The sequence below is a fragment of the Comamonas terrae genome, assembly GCF_001544075.1.
Classification (GTDB): domain Bacteria; phylum Pseudomonadota; class Gammaproteobacteria; order Burkholderiales; family Burkholderiaceae_C; genus Comamonas; species Comamonas terrae.
Genome location: NZ_BCNT01000005.1, coordinates 344,361 through 362,067 on the forward strand (window position 1 = coordinate 344,361; position 17,707 = coordinate 362,067).

Annotated in this window: 16 protein-coding genes; 13 read left to right on the forward strand and 3 right to left on the reverse strand. The window is 67.1% G+C overall.

The window, feature by feature from the left end; translation table 11 throughout:
- Positions 1 to 15 precede the first annotated feature (15 nt).
- The 8 genes from Cte04_RS10010 to Cte04_RS10045 all read left to right on the forward strand — a co-directional run bounded on the left by Cte04_RS10010 (position 16) and on the right by Cte04_RS10045 (position 9,500).
- Positions 16 to 1,812, forward strand: coding sequence for an acyl-CoA dehydrogenase C-terminal domain-containing protein (locus Cte04_RS10010; RefSeq protein WP_066476014.1), 1,797 nt, complete (start codon positions 16 to 18; stop codon positions 1,810 to 1,812).
- A gap of 57 nt (positions 1,813 to 1,869) precedes the next feature.
- Positions 1,870 to 2,316, forward strand: a complete 447-nt coding sequence (locus tag Cte04_RS10015) for a DUF2147 domain-containing protein (RefSeq protein ID WP_066476237.1) — start codon at positions 1,870 to 1,872, stop codon at positions 2,314 to 2,316.
- A 190-nt stretch (positions 2,317 to 2,506) separates the two neighbouring features.
- Positions 2,507 to 4,909: a 3-hydroxyacyl-CoA dehydrogenase/enoyl-CoA hydratase family protein gene (locus tag Cte04_RS10020; protein WP_066476015.1), complete on the forward strand. Its 2,403-nt coding sequence runs from the start codon at positions 2,507 to 2,509 to the stop codon at positions 4,907 to 4,909.
- A 169-nt stretch (positions 4,910 to 5,078) separates the two neighbouring features.
- Positions 5,079 to 6,272, forward strand: coding sequence for an acetyl-CoA C-acyltransferase (locus Cte04_RS10025; RefSeq protein ID WP_066476016.1), 1,194 nt, complete (start codon positions 5,079 to 5,081; stop codon positions 6,270 to 6,272).
- A gap of 14 nt (positions 6,273 to 6,286) precedes the next feature.
- Positions 6,287 to 7,258 carry an alpha/beta hydrolase family protein gene (locus Cte04_RS10030; protein ID WP_066476019.1) on the forward strand — a complete coding sequence of 324 codons (972 nt, stop codon included), beginning with the start codon at positions 6,287 to 6,289 and terminating at the stop codon, positions 7,256 to 7,258.
- Between the two features lie 38 nt (positions 7,259 to 7,296).
- Complete coding sequence (locus tag Cte04_RS10035; RefSeq protein WP_066476021.1) at positions 7,297 to 8,139, forward strand: acyl-CoA thioesterase; 843 nt, start codon at positions 7,297 to 7,299, stop codon at positions 8,137 to 8,139.
- Positions 8,140 to 8,145: 6 nt separating this feature from the next.
- Positions 8,146 to 8,940: an enoyl-CoA hydratase gene (locus Cte04_RS10040; protein WP_066476022.1), complete on the forward strand. Its 795-nt coding sequence runs from the start codon at positions 8,146 to 8,148 to the stop codon at positions 8,938 to 8,940.
- An 80-nt stretch (positions 8,941 to 9,020) separates the two neighbouring features.
- Positions 9,021 to 9,500, forward strand: coding sequence for a thioesterase family protein (locus Cte04_RS10045; RefSeq protein WP_066476239.1), 480 nt, complete (start codon positions 9,021 to 9,023; stop codon positions 9,498 to 9,500).
- Between the two features lie 113 nt (positions 9,501 to 9,613).
- Here the strand turns inward: Cte04_RS10045 and Cte04_RS10050 are convergent, their stop codons facing one another.
- Together Cte04_RS10050 and Cte04_RS10055 are read right to left on the reverse strand one after the other, a co-directional pair.
- On the reverse strand, positions 9,614 to 10,999 hold the full coding sequence (locus tag Cte04_RS10050; protein ID WP_066476027.1) for an MATE family efflux transporter: 1,386 nt from the start codon (positions 10,997 to 10,999) through the stop codon (positions 9,614 to 9,616).
- Positions 10,996 to 11,523, reverse strand: a complete 528-nt coding sequence (locus Cte04_RS10055; protein WP_066476029.1) for a MarR family winged helix-turn-helix transcriptional regulator — start codon at positions 11,521 to 11,523, stop codon at positions 10,996 to 10,998. The genes Cte04_RS10050 and Cte04_RS10055 overlap by 4 nt, the downstream gene beginning before the upstream one ends.
- 234 nt (positions 11,524 to 11,757) lie before the next feature.
- Between Cte04_RS10055 and Cte04_RS10060 the strand changes: the two genes are divergently transcribed.
- Positions 11,758 to 12,396 (forward strand): bactofilin family protein, encoded by a 639-nt coding sequence (locus Cte04_RS10060; protein WP_066476031.1) that lies wholly within the window; start codon positions 11,758 to 11,760, stop codon positions 12,394 to 12,396.
- A gap of 128 nt (positions 12,397 to 12,524) precedes the next feature.
- On the opposite strand, the gene Cte04_RS10065 is transcribed toward Cte04_RS10060, so the two are convergent.
- Positions 12,525 to 12,986 carry an acyl-CoA thioesterase gene (locus Cte04_RS10065; protein WP_066476033.1) on the reverse strand — a complete coding sequence of 154 codons (462 nt, stop codon included), beginning with the start codon at positions 12,984 to 12,986 and terminating at the stop codon, positions 12,525 to 12,527.
- A 41-nt stretch (positions 12,987 to 13,027) separates the two neighbouring features.
- Here Cte04_RS10065 and Cte04_RS10070 point away from each other — a divergent pair, with 41 nt between their 5' ends.
- The 4 genes from Cte04_RS10070 (at position 13,028) to Cte04_RS10085 (ending at position 17,497) form a co-directional block, all read left to right on the forward strand.
- The gene (locus tag Cte04_RS10070; protein WP_066476038.1) at positions 13,028 to 14,866 is read left to right on the forward strand and encodes an ABCB family ABC transporter ATP-binding protein/permease; all 1,839 of its coding nucleotides are present in this window, start codon (positions 13,028 to 13,030) and stop codon (positions 14,864 to 14,866) included.
- Positions 14,867 to 15,037: 171 nt separating this feature from the next.
- Positions 15,038 to 15,802, forward strand: coding sequence for a GntR family transcriptional regulator (locus Cte04_RS10075; RefSeq protein WP_066476040.1), 765 nt, complete (start codon positions 15,038 to 15,040; stop codon positions 15,800 to 15,802).
- 53 nt (positions 15,803 to 15,855) lie between these two features.
- Positions 15,856 to 16,935: a Rieske 2Fe-2S domain-containing protein gene (locus Cte04_RS10080; protein ID WP_066476042.1), complete on the forward strand. Its 1,080-nt coding sequence runs from the start codon at positions 15,856 to 15,858 to the stop codon at positions 16,933 to 16,935.
- Between the two features lie 85 nt (positions 16,936 to 17,020).
- Entirely contained in the window at positions 17,021 to 17,497 is a 477-nt protein-coding gene (locus Cte04_RS10085) for a MarR family winged helix-turn-helix transcriptional regulator (protein WP_066476044.1), read from the forward strand.
- Positions 17,498 to 17,707 lie beyond the last annotated feature (210 nt).

Below are 17,707 nucleotides of genomic sequence, written 5' to 3' on the forward strand. Positions count from 1 at the left end.
CACAGGAGAAGACAGATGCCCAGCTACAACCCGCCTCTGCGCGACATGCAATTCCTCATGCACGAGGTGTTCAAGGTCACCGAGGCCTACCAGCAGATGCCCAAGCACGCGGATGTCGATGCCGACACCATCAACGCCGTGCTCGAGGAGGCGGGCAAGTTCGCCGCCAACGTGACCTTCCCGCTGAACATCAGCGGCGACGAGGAAGGCTGCCACCTGGACAAGACCACCCACGAGGTGACCACGCCCAAGGGCTACAAGCAGGCCTACCAGCAGTTCGTGGAGGGCGGCTGGCCCGCGCTGTCGTGTGACCCCGAGTACGGCGGCCAGGGCCTGCCCTTCGTGATGAATTCGGCGCTGTACGAGATGCTCAACAGCGCCAACCAGGCCTGGACCATGTACCCCGGCCTGTCGCATGGCGCCTACGAGGCCCTGCATGCCCACGGCTCCGACGAGCTCAAGGCCCTGTACCTGCCCAAGCTGACCAGCGGCGAGTGGACCGGCACCATGTGCCTGACCGAGCCCCACTGCGGCACCGACCTGGGCCTGCTGCGCACCAAGGCCGAACCCCAGGCCGACGGCAGCTACAGGATCACCGGCAACAAAATCTTCATCAGCGCCGGCGAGCACGACATGGCGCCCAACATCGTGCACCTGGTGCTGGCCCGCCTGCCCGATGCGCCGGCCGGCTCCAAGGGCATCAGCCTGTTCGTGGTGCCCAAATACAAGGTCAATGCCGACGGCTCCCTGGGCGAGCGCAACACCATCTACTGCGGCGGCCTGGAGCACAAGATGGGCATCAAGTCCAACGCCACGGCCCAGATCGTGATCGAGGAGGCCGTGGGCCACATGGTGGGCCAGCCCAACAAGGGCCTGCAGGCCATGTTCGTGATGATGAACGCCGCGCGCCTGGGCGTGGGCAACCAGTCGCTGGGCCTGACCGAAGTGGCCTACCAGAATGCGCTGGCCTATGCCAAGGACCGCCTGCAGATGCGCAGCCTGTCGGGCGTGAAGGCCAAGGACAAGCCGGCCGACCCCATCATCGTGCACCCCGACGTGCGCCGCATGCTGCTGACGGCCAAGGCCTATGCCGAAGGCGGCCGCGCGCTGTCCACCTTCTGCGCGCTGCTGATCGACAAGGAGCTGAACCATCCCGACGAGAAGGTGCGCGCCGACAGCGCCGAGCTGGTCGCGCTGCTGACGCCCATCGTCAAGGCCTTCCTGACCGACAACGGATGGAGCGCGGTCACGCAGTGCCAGCAGGTGTTCGGCGGCCATGGCTTCATCAAGGAATGGGGCATGGAGCAGTTCGTGCGCGACGCGCGCATCAACATGATCTACGAAGGCACTAACGGCGTGCAGGCGCTGGACCTGCTGGGCCGCAAGGTGCTGGGCAACCAGGGCGCCTCGCTCAAGAAGTTCGGCAAGCTGGTGGCCCAGCTGGTCGAGGAAGAAGGCGTGAACGAGCGCATGGCCGAGTTCATCAACCCCATCGCCTACCTGGGCGAGCAGATGACCAAGTTCACGACCGAGATCGGCTTCAAGGGCATGCAGAATCCCGACGAAGTGGGCGCCGCCTCGGTGGACTACCTGCGCGTGGCAGGCCACCTGGTGTTCGGCTACCTGTTCGCCCGCATGGCCCAGGTCGCGCTGCGCGAGATCGCCAATGGCAGCACCGATCCCTTCTACCAGGGCAAGCTGCAGACCGCGCGCTTTTATTTCGCCAAGCTGTTCCCCGAGACCGCGACGCTGATGCGCACGGCCCGCGCCGGCAGCAAGGTGCTGATGGATACCGATGCTGCTCTGGCTTGAATAGCAGCCAGCGCACGCACTTTCTGCAATTGAAGGCTTATTTGATTGGAAAACACCATGAAGAAAGCGGTAGCAGCTCTTTTTTGCGTAGCGGCAGCGGCGCTGGGCGCCACCTCGGCCTGGGCGCAGATGTCGCCCGTGGGCACATGGCGCAGCATTGACGACAAGACCGGCGAGGCCAAGTCCGAGATCCAGATCACGGACAACGGCGGCGTGCTCAGCGGCCACATCACCAGGCTGCTGCGCAAGGGAGCCGATCCCCAGGCCCTGTGCACCGAGTGCAGGGACGGCCTCAAGGACAAGCCCATGGTGGGCCTGCAGATCATCACCGGCGCCAAAAAGGCCGAGGGCAAGGACGTCTGGGAGGACGGCAAGATCCTCGACCCCGAAAGCGGCAAGTCCTACACCCTGCGCCTGACGCCCGTGGAAGAGGGCAAGAAGCTGGAAGTGCGCGGCTCCATCGGCCCGTTCGGCCGCACCCAGACCTGGGTGCGCGTGCAGTAACTGAAATGAAGCTCCCCCTGAGTCGCTTCGCCTGGGCGGCCCCGCGCCTTTCCCCTCTCTGTACGCGCTACGCGCTAACGGAGGGGGACGCAGCCCTCACTGCGGGGCGGCCCTTGCTCGGCTGCCCTGGATTGGGGCATGCCAGTTTCATGCGCAGTGAGCATTATGAAAAACTGAAATGAATGCAACTATGTCCCGATTCAATGTGAAGAAAGTCGCCGTCCTGGGCGCCGGCGTGATGGGCGCGCAGATCGCGGCCCATCTGGTCAACGTGAAGGTGCCGGTCGTGCTGTTCGACCTGCCCGCCAAGGAAGGCCCCAAGAGCGCGATTGCCGAAAAGGCCATCGCCAACCTCAAGAAGCTCAAGCCCTCGCCCATCGGCGTGGCCGAGGACACGGACCTGATCCAGCCGGCCAACTACGAGGAGCACATGAAGCTGCTCAAGGGCTGCGATCTCATCATCGAGGCCATTGCCGAGCGCATGGACTGGAAGCTGGACCTGTACGCCAAGATCGCGCCGTTCGTGGCCAAGCACGCCATCGTGGCTTCCAACACCTCGGGCCTGTCCATCACCAAGCTGAGCGAGGCGCTGCCCGATGCCATCAAGCCGCGCTTTTGCGGCATCCACTTCTTCAACCCGCCGCGCTACATGCCGCTGGTGGAGCTGATCAACACGCCCACCACCGATCCCCAGGTGCTGGACCAGCTCGAAGCCTTCGTCACCAGTGGTCTGGGCAAGGGCGTGGTGCGCGCCAAGGACACGCCCAACTTCATCGCCAACCGCATCGGCATCGCCGGCATGCTGTCCACGATGAAGGAGGTCGAGAACTTCGGCCTGAGCTTTGACGTGGTGGACGACCTCACGGGCAAGAAGCTGGGCCGCGCCTCCTCGGGCACCTTCCGCACTGCCGACGTGGTGGGCCTGGACACCATGGCCCACGTGGTCAAGACGCTGCAGGACAACCTGAGCCTGGAGACCGACCCCTTCTACGGCAGCTTCGGCACGCCGCCCGTGCTGGCCAAGCTCATCGAGCTGGGCCACCTGGGCCAGAAGACCAAGAAGGGCTTTTACAAGAAGGTCGGCCGCGACATCTTCCAGTTCGAGCTGGCCAGCGAAGACTATGTGCCGGCAGGTGGCAAGGCCGACGAAGTCTACGGCCGCATGCTCAAGAAGCCCGCGGCCGAGCGCCTGAAGCTGTTGCGCAATGCCGAGGGCGCGCAGGGCCGCTTCCTGTGGGCCATTCTGCGCAACAGCTTCCACTACGCGGCCGTGCACCTGGAAACCATTGCCGACTCGGCGCGCGATGTGGACCAGGCCATGCGCTGGGGCTTCGGCATGAAGCAGGGCCCGTTCGAGCTGTGGCAGGAAGCCGGCTGGCTCGAAGTGGCGAAGATGATCCAGGAGGACATCGACGCGGGCAAGGCGCTGTGCAAGGCGCCGCTGCCCCGGTGGGTGTTCGAAGGCCCCGTGGCCGAGGCCGGCGGCGTGCACACCGCCCAGGGCTCGTGGAGCCCCTCGCAGGGACAATTCGTGGCGCGCCGCGTGCTGCCCGTGTACGAGCGCCAGATCTTCCCCGAGAAGCTGCTGGGCGAGGACAGCCTGCCCGACTGGAAGACGGCCGGCACCACGGTTTTCGAATCCAAGGCGCTGCGCACCTGGACGCTGGACGGCCAGATCCTGATCGCCAGCATCAAGAACAAGATGCACGCCATCAGCCCCGAGGTCATGGAAGGCCTGATGGAGGCCGTGGACACGGCCGAGAGCGACTTCCAGGGCATGGTCATCTGGTCGGGCGATGCGCCGTTCAGCGTGGGCGCCGACCTGGAGGCCACCATGCCGGCCTTCGTGATCGGCGGCGCCGATGCCATCGAGAGCGTGGAGCAGGAGCTGCAGAACCTGATGATGCGCATCCGCTACGCCCAGGTGCCGGTGGTCGCGGCCATCCACGGCATGGCGCTGGGCGGCGGCTGCGAACTGGCCGTGTACAGCGCGCGCCGCGTAGCCCATATGGAAAGCTATATCGGCCTGGTGGAAGTGGGCGTGGGCCTGGTGCCCGGCGCCGGCGGCCTGACCTATATCGCGCGCCGCGCCGCCGAGAATGCGAAGAGCAGCACCGGCAAGGACGTGCTGCCCTTCCTGACCGAAGGCTTCACGGCCGCGGCCATGGCCAAGGTGGGCACCAGCGCCATCGAGTCGCGCAAGCTCGGCTACCTGCTGGACAGCGACATCATCGTGCCGCACAAGGACGAGCTGCTGTTCGTCGCCATCAACGAGGCCAAGGCCATGGCGGCCGGCGGCTGGCGTGCGCCGCTCAAGCGTCTGTTCCCCGTGGCGGGCCGCAGCGGCCTGGCCACCATCAAGGCCCAGCTCGTGAACATGCGCGACGGCGGCTTCATCAGCGCCTACGACTTCAAGATCGCCGCCATGATCGCCGAGGTGGTCTGCGGCGGCGATGTGGACCCGGGCTCTCTGGTCAGCGAGGAATATCTGCTGACGCTGGAGCGCAAGGCCTTCTGCCACCTGATTGCCCAGCCCAAGACGCATGAGCGCATTCTGGGCATGCTCAACACCGGCAAGCCGGTGAGAAATTGAGGCATCCCCCCGAGTCGCTGCGTGCTTTCCCCTTCTCTCGCTTCGCGGGAAGGGGGCGCCAGCAACGCTGCGGGGCGGCCCTTGCTCGCTGGCTGCCGACTTGCAGCATGCGGTATTTGGAGCCTCGCGCACAGCTTGAAAAGCGAAGAGACAAGCAAGGAATTTGGTCATGAGACAAGTACAAGACGCCTACATCGTTGCCGCCACGCGCACGCCCATCGGCCGATCGGGCCGCGGCTACTTCCGGAACACCCGCCCCGACGACCTGCTGGTGGCCGCCATCCGCGGTGCCATGGCCCAGGTGCCCACGCTGGACCCCAAGGCCATCGAGGATTCCATCATCGGTTGCTCCTTCCCCGAGGGCGAGCAGGGCATGAACATGGCACGCATCGCCATGGGCCTGGCATTCGACCATCCCGTGGGCGGCGTGACGGTGAACCGCTTCTGCGCCTCGGGCGTGACGGCCATCCAGATGGCGGCCGACCGCATCCGCGTGGGCGAGGCCGACGTGCTGATCGCCGGCGGCGCCGAATCCATGAGCCTGGTGCCCATGGGCGGCAACAAGCCCTCGTTCAACCCCGAGGTCTTCGCGCGCGACGAGAACGTGGGCATTGCCTACGGCATGGGCCTGACGGCCGAAAAGGTGGCCCAGCAGTGGAAGGTCAGCCGCGAGGCGCAGGACGCGTTCGCGCTCGAATCCCACCTGCGCGCCATCAAGGCCCAGCAGGCCGGCGAGTTTGCCGACGAGATCACACCCTTCGAGATCGTGGAGCGCAGCCCCAACCTCATTTCCGGCGGCGTGGTGGAGAAGAGGCGTACCGTCAGCCTGGACGAGGGCCCGCGCCCCGACACCACGCTGGAAGCGCTGGCCAAGCTCAAGCCCGTGTTCGCCGCGCGCGGCAGCGTGACGGCGGGCAACAGTTCGCAGACCAGCGACGGCGCCGGCGCCCTGATCCTGGCCAGCGAGAAGGCCGTCAAGCAGTTCGGCCTCACGCCGCTGGCGCGCTTCGTGAGCTATGCCGCGCGCGGCGTCCCGCCCGAAATCATGGGCATCGGCCCCATCGAGGCCATTCCCGCCGCGCTGCGCTATGCGGGCCTCAAGAGCGAGGACATCGGCTGGTACGAACTCAACGAGGCCTTTGCGGCCCAGTCGCTGGCCGTGATCAACACGCTGGGCCTGGACGCGGCCAAGGTCAACCCCATGGGCGGCGCCATCGCCCTGGGCCACCCGCTGGGCGCCACGGGCGCCATCCGCGCCGCCACCGTGGTGCATGCGCTGCGCCGCCACAAGCTCAAGTACGGCATGGTCACCATGTGCGTGGGCACGGGCCAGGGCGCGGCCGGCATCTTCGAGGCTCTGTAAGCGGCGCGGGCGCCATGCAGGCCGAGCCCGACGTGCACTGGTCGCAGACGCAGCTGCTGCTGCCTGCGGCCACCGCTTTGCCTGGCGCAGCGGATGCGGGCGCGCTGGCCCTGTGCCAGTGCCAGCCCCGTACGCCGGGGCAGGGCGGTGCCGCAGCGCTGGCGCAGATCGTGGTGGCACCGGCCATGGGCGTGCCCCAGGGCTATTACCAGGCCTTTGCCCAATGGCTGGCCGAGCAGGGCTTCGGTGTGACCACCTTCGACTACCGCGGCAGCGGCCTGTCGCGCCAGGGGCCGCTGCGCCAGGCCCGGGCCGACCTGCTGGACTGGGCGCAGGATTGCCAGCGCGTGGCCGCGCACCTGCAGCAGCAGTTTCCGGGCCAGCCGCTGATCTGGATAGGCCACAGCGTGGGCGCGCAGCTGCCCGGCCTCTCGCCCGTGCCGCTGCCCCTCAACGGCCTGCTCTCGGTCGGCAGCGGCAGCGGCTACTGGCGCGACAACGCACCTCCCACGCGGCGCATGGTGCGCCTGTTCTGGTGGGGCGTGGCCCCGCTGGTCACGGCCGCATGCGGCGGCTTTCCGGGGCGCAGCCTGGGCATCATCGGCGACCTGCCCGCGGGCGTGCTGTGGCAGTGGCGGCGCTGGTGCCTGCATCCCGACTACGCCATGGGCGTGGAAGGCGCCTGGGCCGCCAACGCCTATGCGGCCGCGCGCTATCCGCTGCATGCGCTGTCCTTCGAGGACGACGAAATGATGTCGCTGGCCAGCACGCAATCGCTGGTCGGCTGGTACCGCAATGCGCCCAGCCTGCTCGAGCGCGTGAGCCCCGCGCTCTCACCCTCGGGCCGCATAGGCCACATGGGCTTTTTCCGCGCCACCATGCGCGAGACGCTGTGGCCGCCGCTGCTGCCGCTGCTCGCGCAATGGCGGCAAGGCCTGCGCAGCCCAGGCAAACCCTTGTTCGGGCCGCCCGAGTCACCTGCTTGACGGCTTTCGTTCCCGCACATGCGCACACTGCGATCTCTATGAGCACAAGCACCCCATCCTCCCATCCATTCGATCAGGCCGTGGCCCTGGTGGCCACGGGTGCGCCCCACACCTTCCAGGGCCAGGTTTCGCAGGACTACTGGAACATGGTCGGCCCCTACGGCGGCATCACGGCCGCCACGCTGGTGCAGGCCATTGCCCAGCATCCGCAATGCCTGGGCGATCCGGTGTCCATCACCGTCAACTATGCGGCGGCCGTGGGCGCGGGGCGCTTCGAGATCGAGGCCAATCCGGTGCGCACCAACCGCTCCACCCAGCACTGGCTGCTGACCGTCAAGCAGGCCGGCGAGGACGGCGCTCCGCAGGTCGTGACCACGGCCACGGCCGTGACGGCGGTGCGGCGCCCCACCTGGAGCGGCAGCGACACGGCCATGCCCCAGGTGACACCTGCCGCGCAGGTGCCGCGCGTGCCGCCGATCATGGGCGGCGTGCAGTGGCTGGAGCGCTACGAAATGCGCTTTGTGCAGGGCACGCTGCCCCAGCGGTGGGACGGCGCCGAGGCCGAAAGCCTGACGCGGCTGTGGGTGCGCGACAATCCACCGCGCCCGCTGGATTTCGCATCGCTGGCCGCCCTGTCCGATGTGTTCTTCCCGCGCGTGTGGCTGCGCCGCGCCCACCGCACGCCCGCCGGCACGGTGTCCATCACCGTGTATTTCCACGCCAGCCGCGAGGACCTGGCCGCGGCCGGCACGGCACCGCTGCTGGCACAGGCGCGCGGGCAGGAGTTCCGCAACGGCTTTTGCGACCAGGCCGCCCAGTTGTGGAGCGAGTCCGGCCAGATGCTGGCCAGCAGCCATCAGATCGTTTACTTCAAGGAATAAAAGCACATGAGCGACAACAGCCAGGACATCCTGGTGCACACCGAAGCCGGTGTCTGCACCATCACCTTCAACCGCGCCGACAAGAAGAACTCCATCACCGAGGCCATGTATGCGGCCATGGCCGATGCGCTGGCCCAGGCCGAGCAGGACGCCGCCGTGCGCTGCGTGGTGTTCCAGGGCGACATGGCCATCTTCAGCGCGGGCAACGACATCGGCGACTTCCTCCAGCAGTCGGCCGGCGGCGCCGCGCCCAAGCCGGCGGCCGACCGGCCCGTATGGCGCTTCCTGCGCAACATCGCGGGCTTTCCCAAGCCCGTGATCGCCGCCGTCTGCGGTCCGGCCGTGGGCATAGGCACCACGCTGCTGCTGCATTGCGACCTGGTCTATGCGGGCGACAACGCGGCCTTCTCGCTGCCCTTCGTGAACCTGGGCCTGTGCCCCGAAGCCGCGTCCAGCATGCTGCTGCCCCAGATGTTCGGCTACCACCGCGCGGCCGAGGCCCTGCTGCTGGGCGAGCCCTTCATGGCCGAGGCGGCGCTCGAGGTCGGGCTGGTCAACCGCGTCGTTCCGCCCGGCGAATGCAATGCGCTGGCCCAGGCCCAGGCCCGCAAGCTGGCCGCCAAGCCGCTGTCGGCCCTGATCGAGACCAAGCGCCTCATGAAGGCCGGCCAGGCCGCGCAAGTGGCCGCGCGCATGGACGAGGAAGGCGCAAGTTTCGGCCGCCTGATGGCCGGTCCCGCAGCCCGCGAAGCCTTCACGGCCTTCATGGAAAAGCGCAAGCCGGACTTCAGCAAATGCTGAAGGCCGATGGCCGCGAAGCGGACGCTGCGCAGGGTGCAGCGGCGGAGCTTTCGCCAAAAGCGCAAGCCGGACTTCAGCCCATGCTGAAAGCCTCGGATCCCGTGCAGTTCGAGCCGCAGTTCGTCGCCGCGCTGCGCGAGGTGTTCGAGCAGCGCATCGCCTTCAACCAGGTGCTGGGCCTGAAGATCACCGATGTGGCGCCGCAGCTGGTGCAGGGCCGCATCGCCATGCGGCCCGAGCTCATCGGCCACGCGGCCTACGAACGCATCCACGGCGGCGTGATCAGCGCGGCGCTCGACTCCATGGGCGGCCTGGCCGTGATGGCCGCCATCTGCGCCAAGCACATGGACGATGCGCCGCTGCAGCGCCTGCACCGCTTCTCGCGCCTGGGCACCATCGACCTGCGCGTGGACTATCTGCGCCCCGGCATCGGCAAGGAGTTCCTGCTGCGCGCCGAAGTGCTGCGCCTGGGTTCGCGCGTGGCCAATACGCGCATGGAATTCCTCGCGGCGGACGGCACATTGCTGTCGACGGGGACGGCCGCCTACATTGTTTCGTAGTCCCTAAAAAAATAGCAGCCATCGCCTTGGCATCCTGAGTTTCAGATGCTTTTGCATCTGAAAACAAGGTGTGGCAAGCGATGGCTGCTACGTTGATGTGGGGTGGCGGGAGATCAATCCTTGTGCCAGCGCGACCGCTTCACGCCCCAGGCCGTCCCCAGCCCGTAGGCGGCCATGCCCAGCGCCACCAGTCCGTACAGCATCTCGATGCTGCCCTTGCCGCCCGCGGTCAGCCAGGTGCCGCCGCCGGCCACCAGCGCCAGGCGCAGCGTGCCGGCCAGCAAGGGCGGCCAGACGCGGCCGGCGCCCAGCGAGGCGAAGTACAGCACCAGGCCCAATCCGAACAGGCCGAACACCGGCCCGACGATGCGCAGGTACAGGTCGGCATAGGCCTGCACGGCCGCGTCATGGGCGAACAGGCCCGACCACAGCCAGGGCCAGAGACATACGACCAGGCCCAGCAAGCCCAGCAGGGCCGTGACGACGGCGCTGCCCGTCCAGGCCACGCGGCGCGCGCGCTCCACCTGGCCCGCGCCCATGGCCATGCCGACCATGGGCACGGCGGCCATGCCCACGCCGAAGGCCAGCGGAATCAGCAGGAACTCCAGGCGCTGGCCTATGCCGTAGCCGGCCAGCGCCTGCGGGCCCAGGCGCGCCACCATGCCGGTCAGCAGCAGCGCCGTCAGCGCCGTCTGTACGGGCGACAGGCATGCCAGGGCGCCCACGCGCAGGATGTCGCGGAATACCGGCCACTGCAGCCGGCTGCGGCGCCACGACAGCCGCAGCCGCTGCTGCCCCCAGCGCAGATAGGCCAGCAGCGCGGCCACGGCCAGCGCCATGGCCACGAGATTGCCCAGCGCCACGCCGGGCATGCCCCAGCGCGGCAGCGGCCCCAGGCCCAGTCCCAGCGAGCCCCCGACCACGATCTGCACCAGGCTGGCGCAGAACACCACGATCGAGGGCAGGCGCATATTGCCCGTGCCGCGCATCACCGAAGCCAGCGTGTTGCACAGCCAGACCAGGATGGCGCCGCTGAACAGCACGGTGCCGAAGCCCGTGGCCGCCTCCAGCACCGCGCCGCGCCCGCCCAGCCAGCCGTAGAAGGTGGCGCCGCAGGCCACGAAGAGCAGCGAATACAGCAGGCCGGCGACGGCTCCTATCACCAGCGCATGCAGCGCCAGGGCCGAGGCATGCTCCGCGTCGCCCGCGCCCAGCGCGCGGCTGATGGCCGAGGATACGCCGCTGCCCATGGCGCCGTTGCTCATCATCTGGGTGAGCATGGCGAACGGGAACACCAGCGCCATGGCCGCCAGCGCCACCGTGCCGAGCCGGCCCACGTAATAGGTCTCGGCCACGGCGACGAGCACCGACATGCTCAGCGCCACCATGTTCGGTACGGCCAGCCGCAGCAGCGTGGGCGTGATGCGGCCATGCAGCAGCGGGTGGGCCTGGGCTGCCGAGGCCGTGGCCCCCATGGCGGCGGGTACGGCGGCGCTCACCGGCCGTCCTCCGCTTGTTCCGCGTCGGCCGTTTCGGACGGCTCGTCCAGCGCCAGTCGCGGCAGCATGCCCAGCACCAGCTGCTCCAGCGCTCCGATCTCCTCGCTGCCGCACAGCGCGCGCACCCGCTGCTGGGCCTGCTGCCACAGCGCGGCCGCCTCGCGCAGCCGGGCGCGGCCGGCGTCCGTGATGAGCACATGGCGGCTGCGCGCATCCGTGCCCGCCACCAGTTCGATGCAGCCCGCTTGCTGCAGCGTGCGCAGATTGCGCGTCAGCGTCGTGCGGTCGGTGTGCAGCAGTTCGGCGAGCGCGGACACCGTCAGCGTCATGGCGGGCGCGCGGCGCACCTGCATCAGCAGGCTGAACTGCGTGCCGCGCAGGCCGCTGGGCGCCAGCGTGTCGTCATAGAGCTGGGAGATCCTGCGCGAGAGGCTGCGCACCATGAAGCAGGTGCAGACGGGCGAGGCTGGCGCCGGTGCGTTTCGCGCGTGGCCTTGCGATGGAAGGGCAAAGGGTTGGGGCATGGTCTGTGTTCGGCGGGCGGATGCAGAGGTGATTTGAGTGTATATGCACATATTTGGGCGAAGCTGTCCGGTCGGCGACGGAGGGCCTGTCTGCGCTCTTTGGCTGTGTGATCAAGCAAAGCTTGCAAGTACATGCAACAAGAGAGCAATTCAGTTACTAATCTTGCGAGATGGCGGCATTTGTTGCCGCTTGTGCTGCTTAGGATGGGTGCTTTCGTCAAGGAGATACCTGCAATGGCTGTGCAAAACCCGTTTTTTGGCAAACGCGACAACGACACCTTCTCTTCCCGCAATTCGATGACGGGCCTGTCTTCTTCCAGCCCATCCAGCCTGGGCAGTGGCAGCCTTGCCGGCTCCGGCACCACCGGCCCCGGCAGCACGGCGCGCACCGCCTCCGCCTCGGCTCCTGCGGCCAGCGAGGAAACGGGCGGCAGCAAGCTCACCGTGGGCCCCAACATCAAGCTCAAGGGTGTGGAGATCACCGATTGCGACACGCTGGTGGTCGAAGGCACGGTGGAGGCGACCATGAATTCGCGTGTGATCCGCATTGCCGAACAGGGTGCATTCCACGGCACGGCAGAGATCGACATTGCCGAAATCCACGGCGTCTTCGACGGCACGCTGACCGTGCGCGAAAAGCTGGTGATCTTCGGCTCGGGCCGCGTCAGCGGCAAGATCCGCTACGGCAAGGTGGTGATCGAGGAGGGCGGCGAACTCACCGGCCAGATCGAGGCCGGCAGCAGCAAGAGCGGCAACGGCTACTCTGCTGCACGCAGCGAAAGCGCTGCCCCGGCCGCAGCAAGCGCGTCGTCGGCCGCATCATCGGCCAGCCAGGCGCCCATGGCCGCAACCTCCTCGTCCATGGTGGTCTGAGCCGGCTTTCGAGCCATCACAGCCCATTGCCCTTGCCTGTTTTGCGCAGGCATGGCTGCTCCAGGCAGGGCCGGGACAGCCATAAAAAAAGCGACCGATATCGGTCGCTTTTTTTATGGGGTGCCCGTTCAGGCCGGGCGCTGTCGGGCCAGCAGCTTTTCACGCCAGGCCTGGGTCTGCGGCGTGTCGGGCAGGGCCTGGGGACGGCCTGTGGCGTCGATGGCCACATAGGTCAGGCGCGCCTCGGTGACCTTGACGTACTTGCCCTGATCGGAAAAACGCTCCGCGTAGACTTCCACGTCCACGGCGATCGACGTGCGGCCCACATGCTCCACGCTGGCATAGAACGACAGGATGTCGCCCACGCGCACGGGCTGCTTGAAGATGAACTCGTTGACCGCCACGGTCACCATGCGCGTATGGCTGATGCGCTGGGGCAGCACCGAGCCTGCCAGGTCCACCTGGGCCATGACCCAGCCGCCGAAGATGTCGCCGTTGGCATTGACATCGGCCGGCATGGGCACGACTTTGAGAACCAGCTCCTTGTCTTCGGGCAGGGGTTGGGGAGGAAGGTCTGGACGAGGCGGCATTGCACAATCGGGGGAAAACAAAACTATCCTGATTGTCCCAAATGCGTCGCGACAGTGGTTCTTCTAGGGATTTACCCTTATCTTCGGCATCGTCTTCCCAGGACTGGAGCGCGCTCAAACGCCTGCTGCCCTACCTGTGGCAATACAAGTGGCGCGTGGCCGCCGCCCTGCTGTTCATGGTCGGGGCCAAGCTGGCCAATGTGGGCGTGCCCGTGCTGCTCAAGCATCTGGTGGATGCGCTGGACATCCGGCCGGGCCAGGCCCAGGCGGTTCTGGTCGTTCCGGTGGCGCTGCTGCTGGCCTACGGGCTGCTGCGCTTTTCCACCACGCTGTTCACGGAGCTGCGCGATCTGGTCTTTGCCAAGGCCACGCAGGGCGCCTCGCGCTCGATCGCGCTGACCACCTTCGAGCATCTGCATGCGCTGTCGCTGCGCTTTCACCTGGAGCGCCAGACCGGCGGCATGACGCGCGACATCGAGCGCGGCGTGCGCAGCACCGAATCGCTGATCTCGTATTCGCTCTACAGCATCCTGCCCACGCTGATCGAGATGGCCCTGGTGCTGGGCATCCTGGCCGTGCGCTTCGACATCTGGTTTGCAGTGATCACGCTGGCGGCGCTGGCCTTCTACATCACGTTCACCGTGACGGTGACCGAGTGGCGCACGCGCTTTCGGCGCGAGGCCAATGCGCAGGAGTCCGCGGCCCATACCAAGGCCATCGATTCGCTGCTCAACTACGAGACCGTCAAGTACTTCAACAACGAAGCCTTCGAGGCGCGCCGCTACGACGAGAACCTGGAACAGCTGCGCCGCGTGCGCCTCAAGAGCCAGACCACGCTGTCCATGCTCAATTGCGGCCAGCAGCTCATCATCGGCGCGGCACTGGTGGCCATTCTCTGGCGCGCCACGCAGGGCGTGGTCGACGGGCGGCTGACGCTGGGCGACCTGGTCATGGTCAACGCCTTCATGATCCAGCTGTACATACCGCTGAACTTCCTGGGCGTGATCTACCGCGAGATCAAGCAGAGCCTGACCGACCTGGACCGCATGTTCACGCTCATGGACAAGGAGCGCGAAGTGGCCGATGCACCGGATGCCCGGCCCCTGCGGCTGGAGGCCGCGCCGCCGGAGGTGCGCTTCGAGCACGTGGACTTTGCCTACGATCCGGCCCGGCCCATCCTGCATGACGTGAGCTTCGCGATTCCCGCGGGCAAGACCGTGGCCGTGGTCGGCCCTTCGGGCTCGGGCAAGAGCACGCTGGCGCGCCTGCTGTTCCGCTTCTACGACGTGCAGGGCGGCCATGTGCGCATCGCCGGCCAGGACATCCGCGACGTGACCCAGGCCAGCGTGCGTGCGGCCGTGGGCATCGTGCCGCAGGATACGGTGCTGTTCAACGACACGGTGGAATACAACATTGCCTATGGCCGTCCCGGCGCCAGCCGCCAGGAGGTGGAAGCCGCCGCACGCGCCGCGCGCATCCACGACTTCATCGTGCATACGCCCCAGGGCTACGAGACGCGCGTGGGCGAGCGCGGCCTCAAGCTCTCGGGCGGGGAAAAGCAGCGCGTGGCCATTGCGCGCACCCTGCTCAAGAATCCGCCCATACTGATCTTCGACGAGGCCACGTCGGCGCTGGACTCGGCCAACGAGCGCGCCATCCAGAACGAGCTGCGCAGCGCGGCCCAGGGCAAGACTTCGCTGGTGATCGCCCACCGTCTCTCCACCGTGGTCGATGCCCACGAGATCCTGGTCATGGACAGCGGCCGCATCATCGAGCGCGGCACGCACGAAGCCCTGCTGGCGCAGGGCGGGCGCTATGCGCAGATGTGGAATCTGCAACGCAACCAGCCGGAATCCGAGCCCGCGGCCCAGCCGGCCTGAGCCCTCCGTTGCCTATTGCGCAGGCCGCCCCCGGGCGGCCTTTTTCATGGCGAGCTTTCTTTTCATGTATACATGTGATTAGGTGTTTACCCTTTTATTTGCAGAAAAATCAACCATTTATTGATTTGTATGTATACATTCTGTCCATCGAACCTATAAGGCCGACCCGACATGCCACGAGCGCTAGCCCCAGCCCCCGCACCCGAAGAAAACCATTCCCAGGTCGTCAAGGCGCAGCTGCAGCTGCGCGAAATGATCCTGGCCGGAGAGATGGCGGCGGGGGAGCGCATTTCCGAGCTGGTGCTGGCCGAGCGCCTGGGCATCTCGCGCACGCCCATCCGCGCGGCGCTGATGCGCCTGGAGCAGGAAGGCATGCTCGAAGCCACGGCGGGCGGGCGCGGCTACCGGGTGCGCGTGCTGTCCGAGGCCGATGTCTCCGATGCCATCGAGCTGCGCGGCACGCTGGAAGGCCTGGCCGCACGCATGGCAGCCGAGCGCGGCGCCGAAGCACCGCTGCTGGCGCGCGCCGAGCGCTGCCTGGATGCCATCGATCGCGTGCTCGACGCCGCCGGCTGGGGCGACGAGGCGTTCTCGCGCTATGTGGCGCTGAATTCGGAATTCCACGACATCCTGCTCGACATGTCGGGCAGCAGCTTCATGCAGCGCGAGCTCGAACGCGTCAAGCGCCTGCCGTTCGCCTCGCCTTCGGGCTTCGTGGTCGCGCGTTCGGAGTCCCCGCGCGCCCACCGCAGCCTGCTTCTCGCGCAGGAGCAGCACCGTGCAGTGCTGGAGGCCATAGAGCACCGCGAAGGCGCACGTGCCGAGGCACTGATGAAGGAGCACTCGCGCATTGCGCGGCGCAATCTGCGCGAAGCCATGCGCTCGCCCGAGACGGCGGGCGTGCCTGGCGCCCAGCTGATACGCGCCGGCCGCTAGGCGCGCGGCCCGACGACCACCCCCTTAAAAAAAACAGACAAGGAGACACCACGATGAGCAACCCCCAAGCACGCACCTATCCCCGCAATAACTGGTATGTGGCCGCCACGGCCGCCGAAGTGACGGACAAGCCGCTGGGCCGCCAGATCTGCGGCGAGCGCATGGTCTTCTACCGCGCCCAGGAAGGCCGCATCGCGGCGGTCGAGGACTTCTGCCCGCACCGCGGCGCGCCGCTGTCGCTGGGCCGTGTCTGCGAGGGCAAGCTGGTCTGCGGCTACCACGGGCTGGAGATGGGCTGCGACGGCAAGACCATTGCCATGCCGGGCCAGCGCGTGCGCGGCTTTCCCGCCATCAAGAGCTATGCGGTGCAGGAGCGCTACGGCTTCATCTGGGTCTGGCCGGGCGAGCAGCAACTGGCCGATGCGGACCTGATCCCCGTGCTGAAGTGGCATGGCGATCCCGAATGGGCCTATGGCGGCGGCCTGTTCCACATCAAGGCCGACTACCGGCTCATGATCGACAACCTCATGGATCTCACGCACGAGACCTATGTGCATGCCAGCAGCATAGGCCAGGCCGAGATCGACGAGACGCCCTGCAAGACCGAGACGCGCGGCGACGAGGAAGTCATCACCAGCCGCTTCATGCACGACATTCCCGCGCCCCCGTTCTGGAAGATGGCGCTGCGCAGCAACGGCCTGGCCGACGATGTGAACGTGGACCGCTGGCAGATCTGCCGCTTCACCCCGCCCAGCCACGTGATGATCGAGGTCGGCGTGGCCCATGCGGGCAAGGGCGGCTACGAGGCCGACGACGCGCACAAGGTCTACAGCGTGGTGGTGGATTTCATCACGCCCGAGACCGACGGCTCCATGTGGTACTTCTGGGGCATGGCGCGCAAGTTCAATCCCGGCGACGCCGCCGTGACCGACCTGATCCGCGAAGGCCAGCACAAGATCTTCAGCGAGGACCTGGAAATGCTGGAACTGCAGCAGCGCAATCTGGCGGACCATCCCGAGCGCCAGCTGCTCAAGCTCAACATCGATGCGGGCGGCGTGCAGTCCCGCCGCATCATCGAGCGGCTGGTGGCACAGGAAGAGGAGGCGCCGCTGCGCCAGGCGGCCGTGGCCTAGCCGGCCCGCCGGCGGGGAGGGAGGATGTCCATGAATGCGGTAACCTCGAAGGTTCTCCTTTGGATAGCCCCTGATTCGCCGCAGCATGCCATCTTCCGCCTCCGACCAGATTTCCCTGGACCTCTACGACCAGCCGGGCCACCTGATCCGCCGTGCGCAGCAGATCGCGACGCAGCTGTTCCGCGATGTGCTGGGGCCGGACGTGACGCCCGTGCAATACGCCATCCTGCGCATGCTGCAGGAGTCGCCCGGCATAGACCAGGTCACGCTGGCCAAGCTGGTGGCGCTGGACAACTCGACGACGGCCGATATTGCCGCGCGGCTGGAAAGCAAGGGCTGGATTCACCGCGAAATCCTGCCGCGGCGCCAGCGCCGCCTGAGCCTGACAGCCGATGGCGAAGCCATGCTGGCGGCCTTTGTGCCCAATGTGCACGAGCTGCACCAGCGCATGCTTTCGGCGCTGGAGCCGGGGGAGCAGGCGGAGTTCAAGCGGCTGCTGCGCAAGTTCGTGCAGCTGCACGATGCGGGAGCTGCTGCCTCCGACGCGGCAGGCAGCCTGTAGCACGGGCAGGTTGCAGACCTGCGAGACGCAGGGCTGCCATCGTCCAGCCGCCGTGACGGCCGGCTGCGGCGCGGGAAATCCCTGCCTGCATGCCTATTTTCATTCAGTAAACTGAATGAGATTAAGCATGCTGAATGAAAACAACCACAGGAGACAAAAAATGAAACTGCCTATCCATGGGCGCCGGCCAGAAGGCGCTGCCCCGATCCC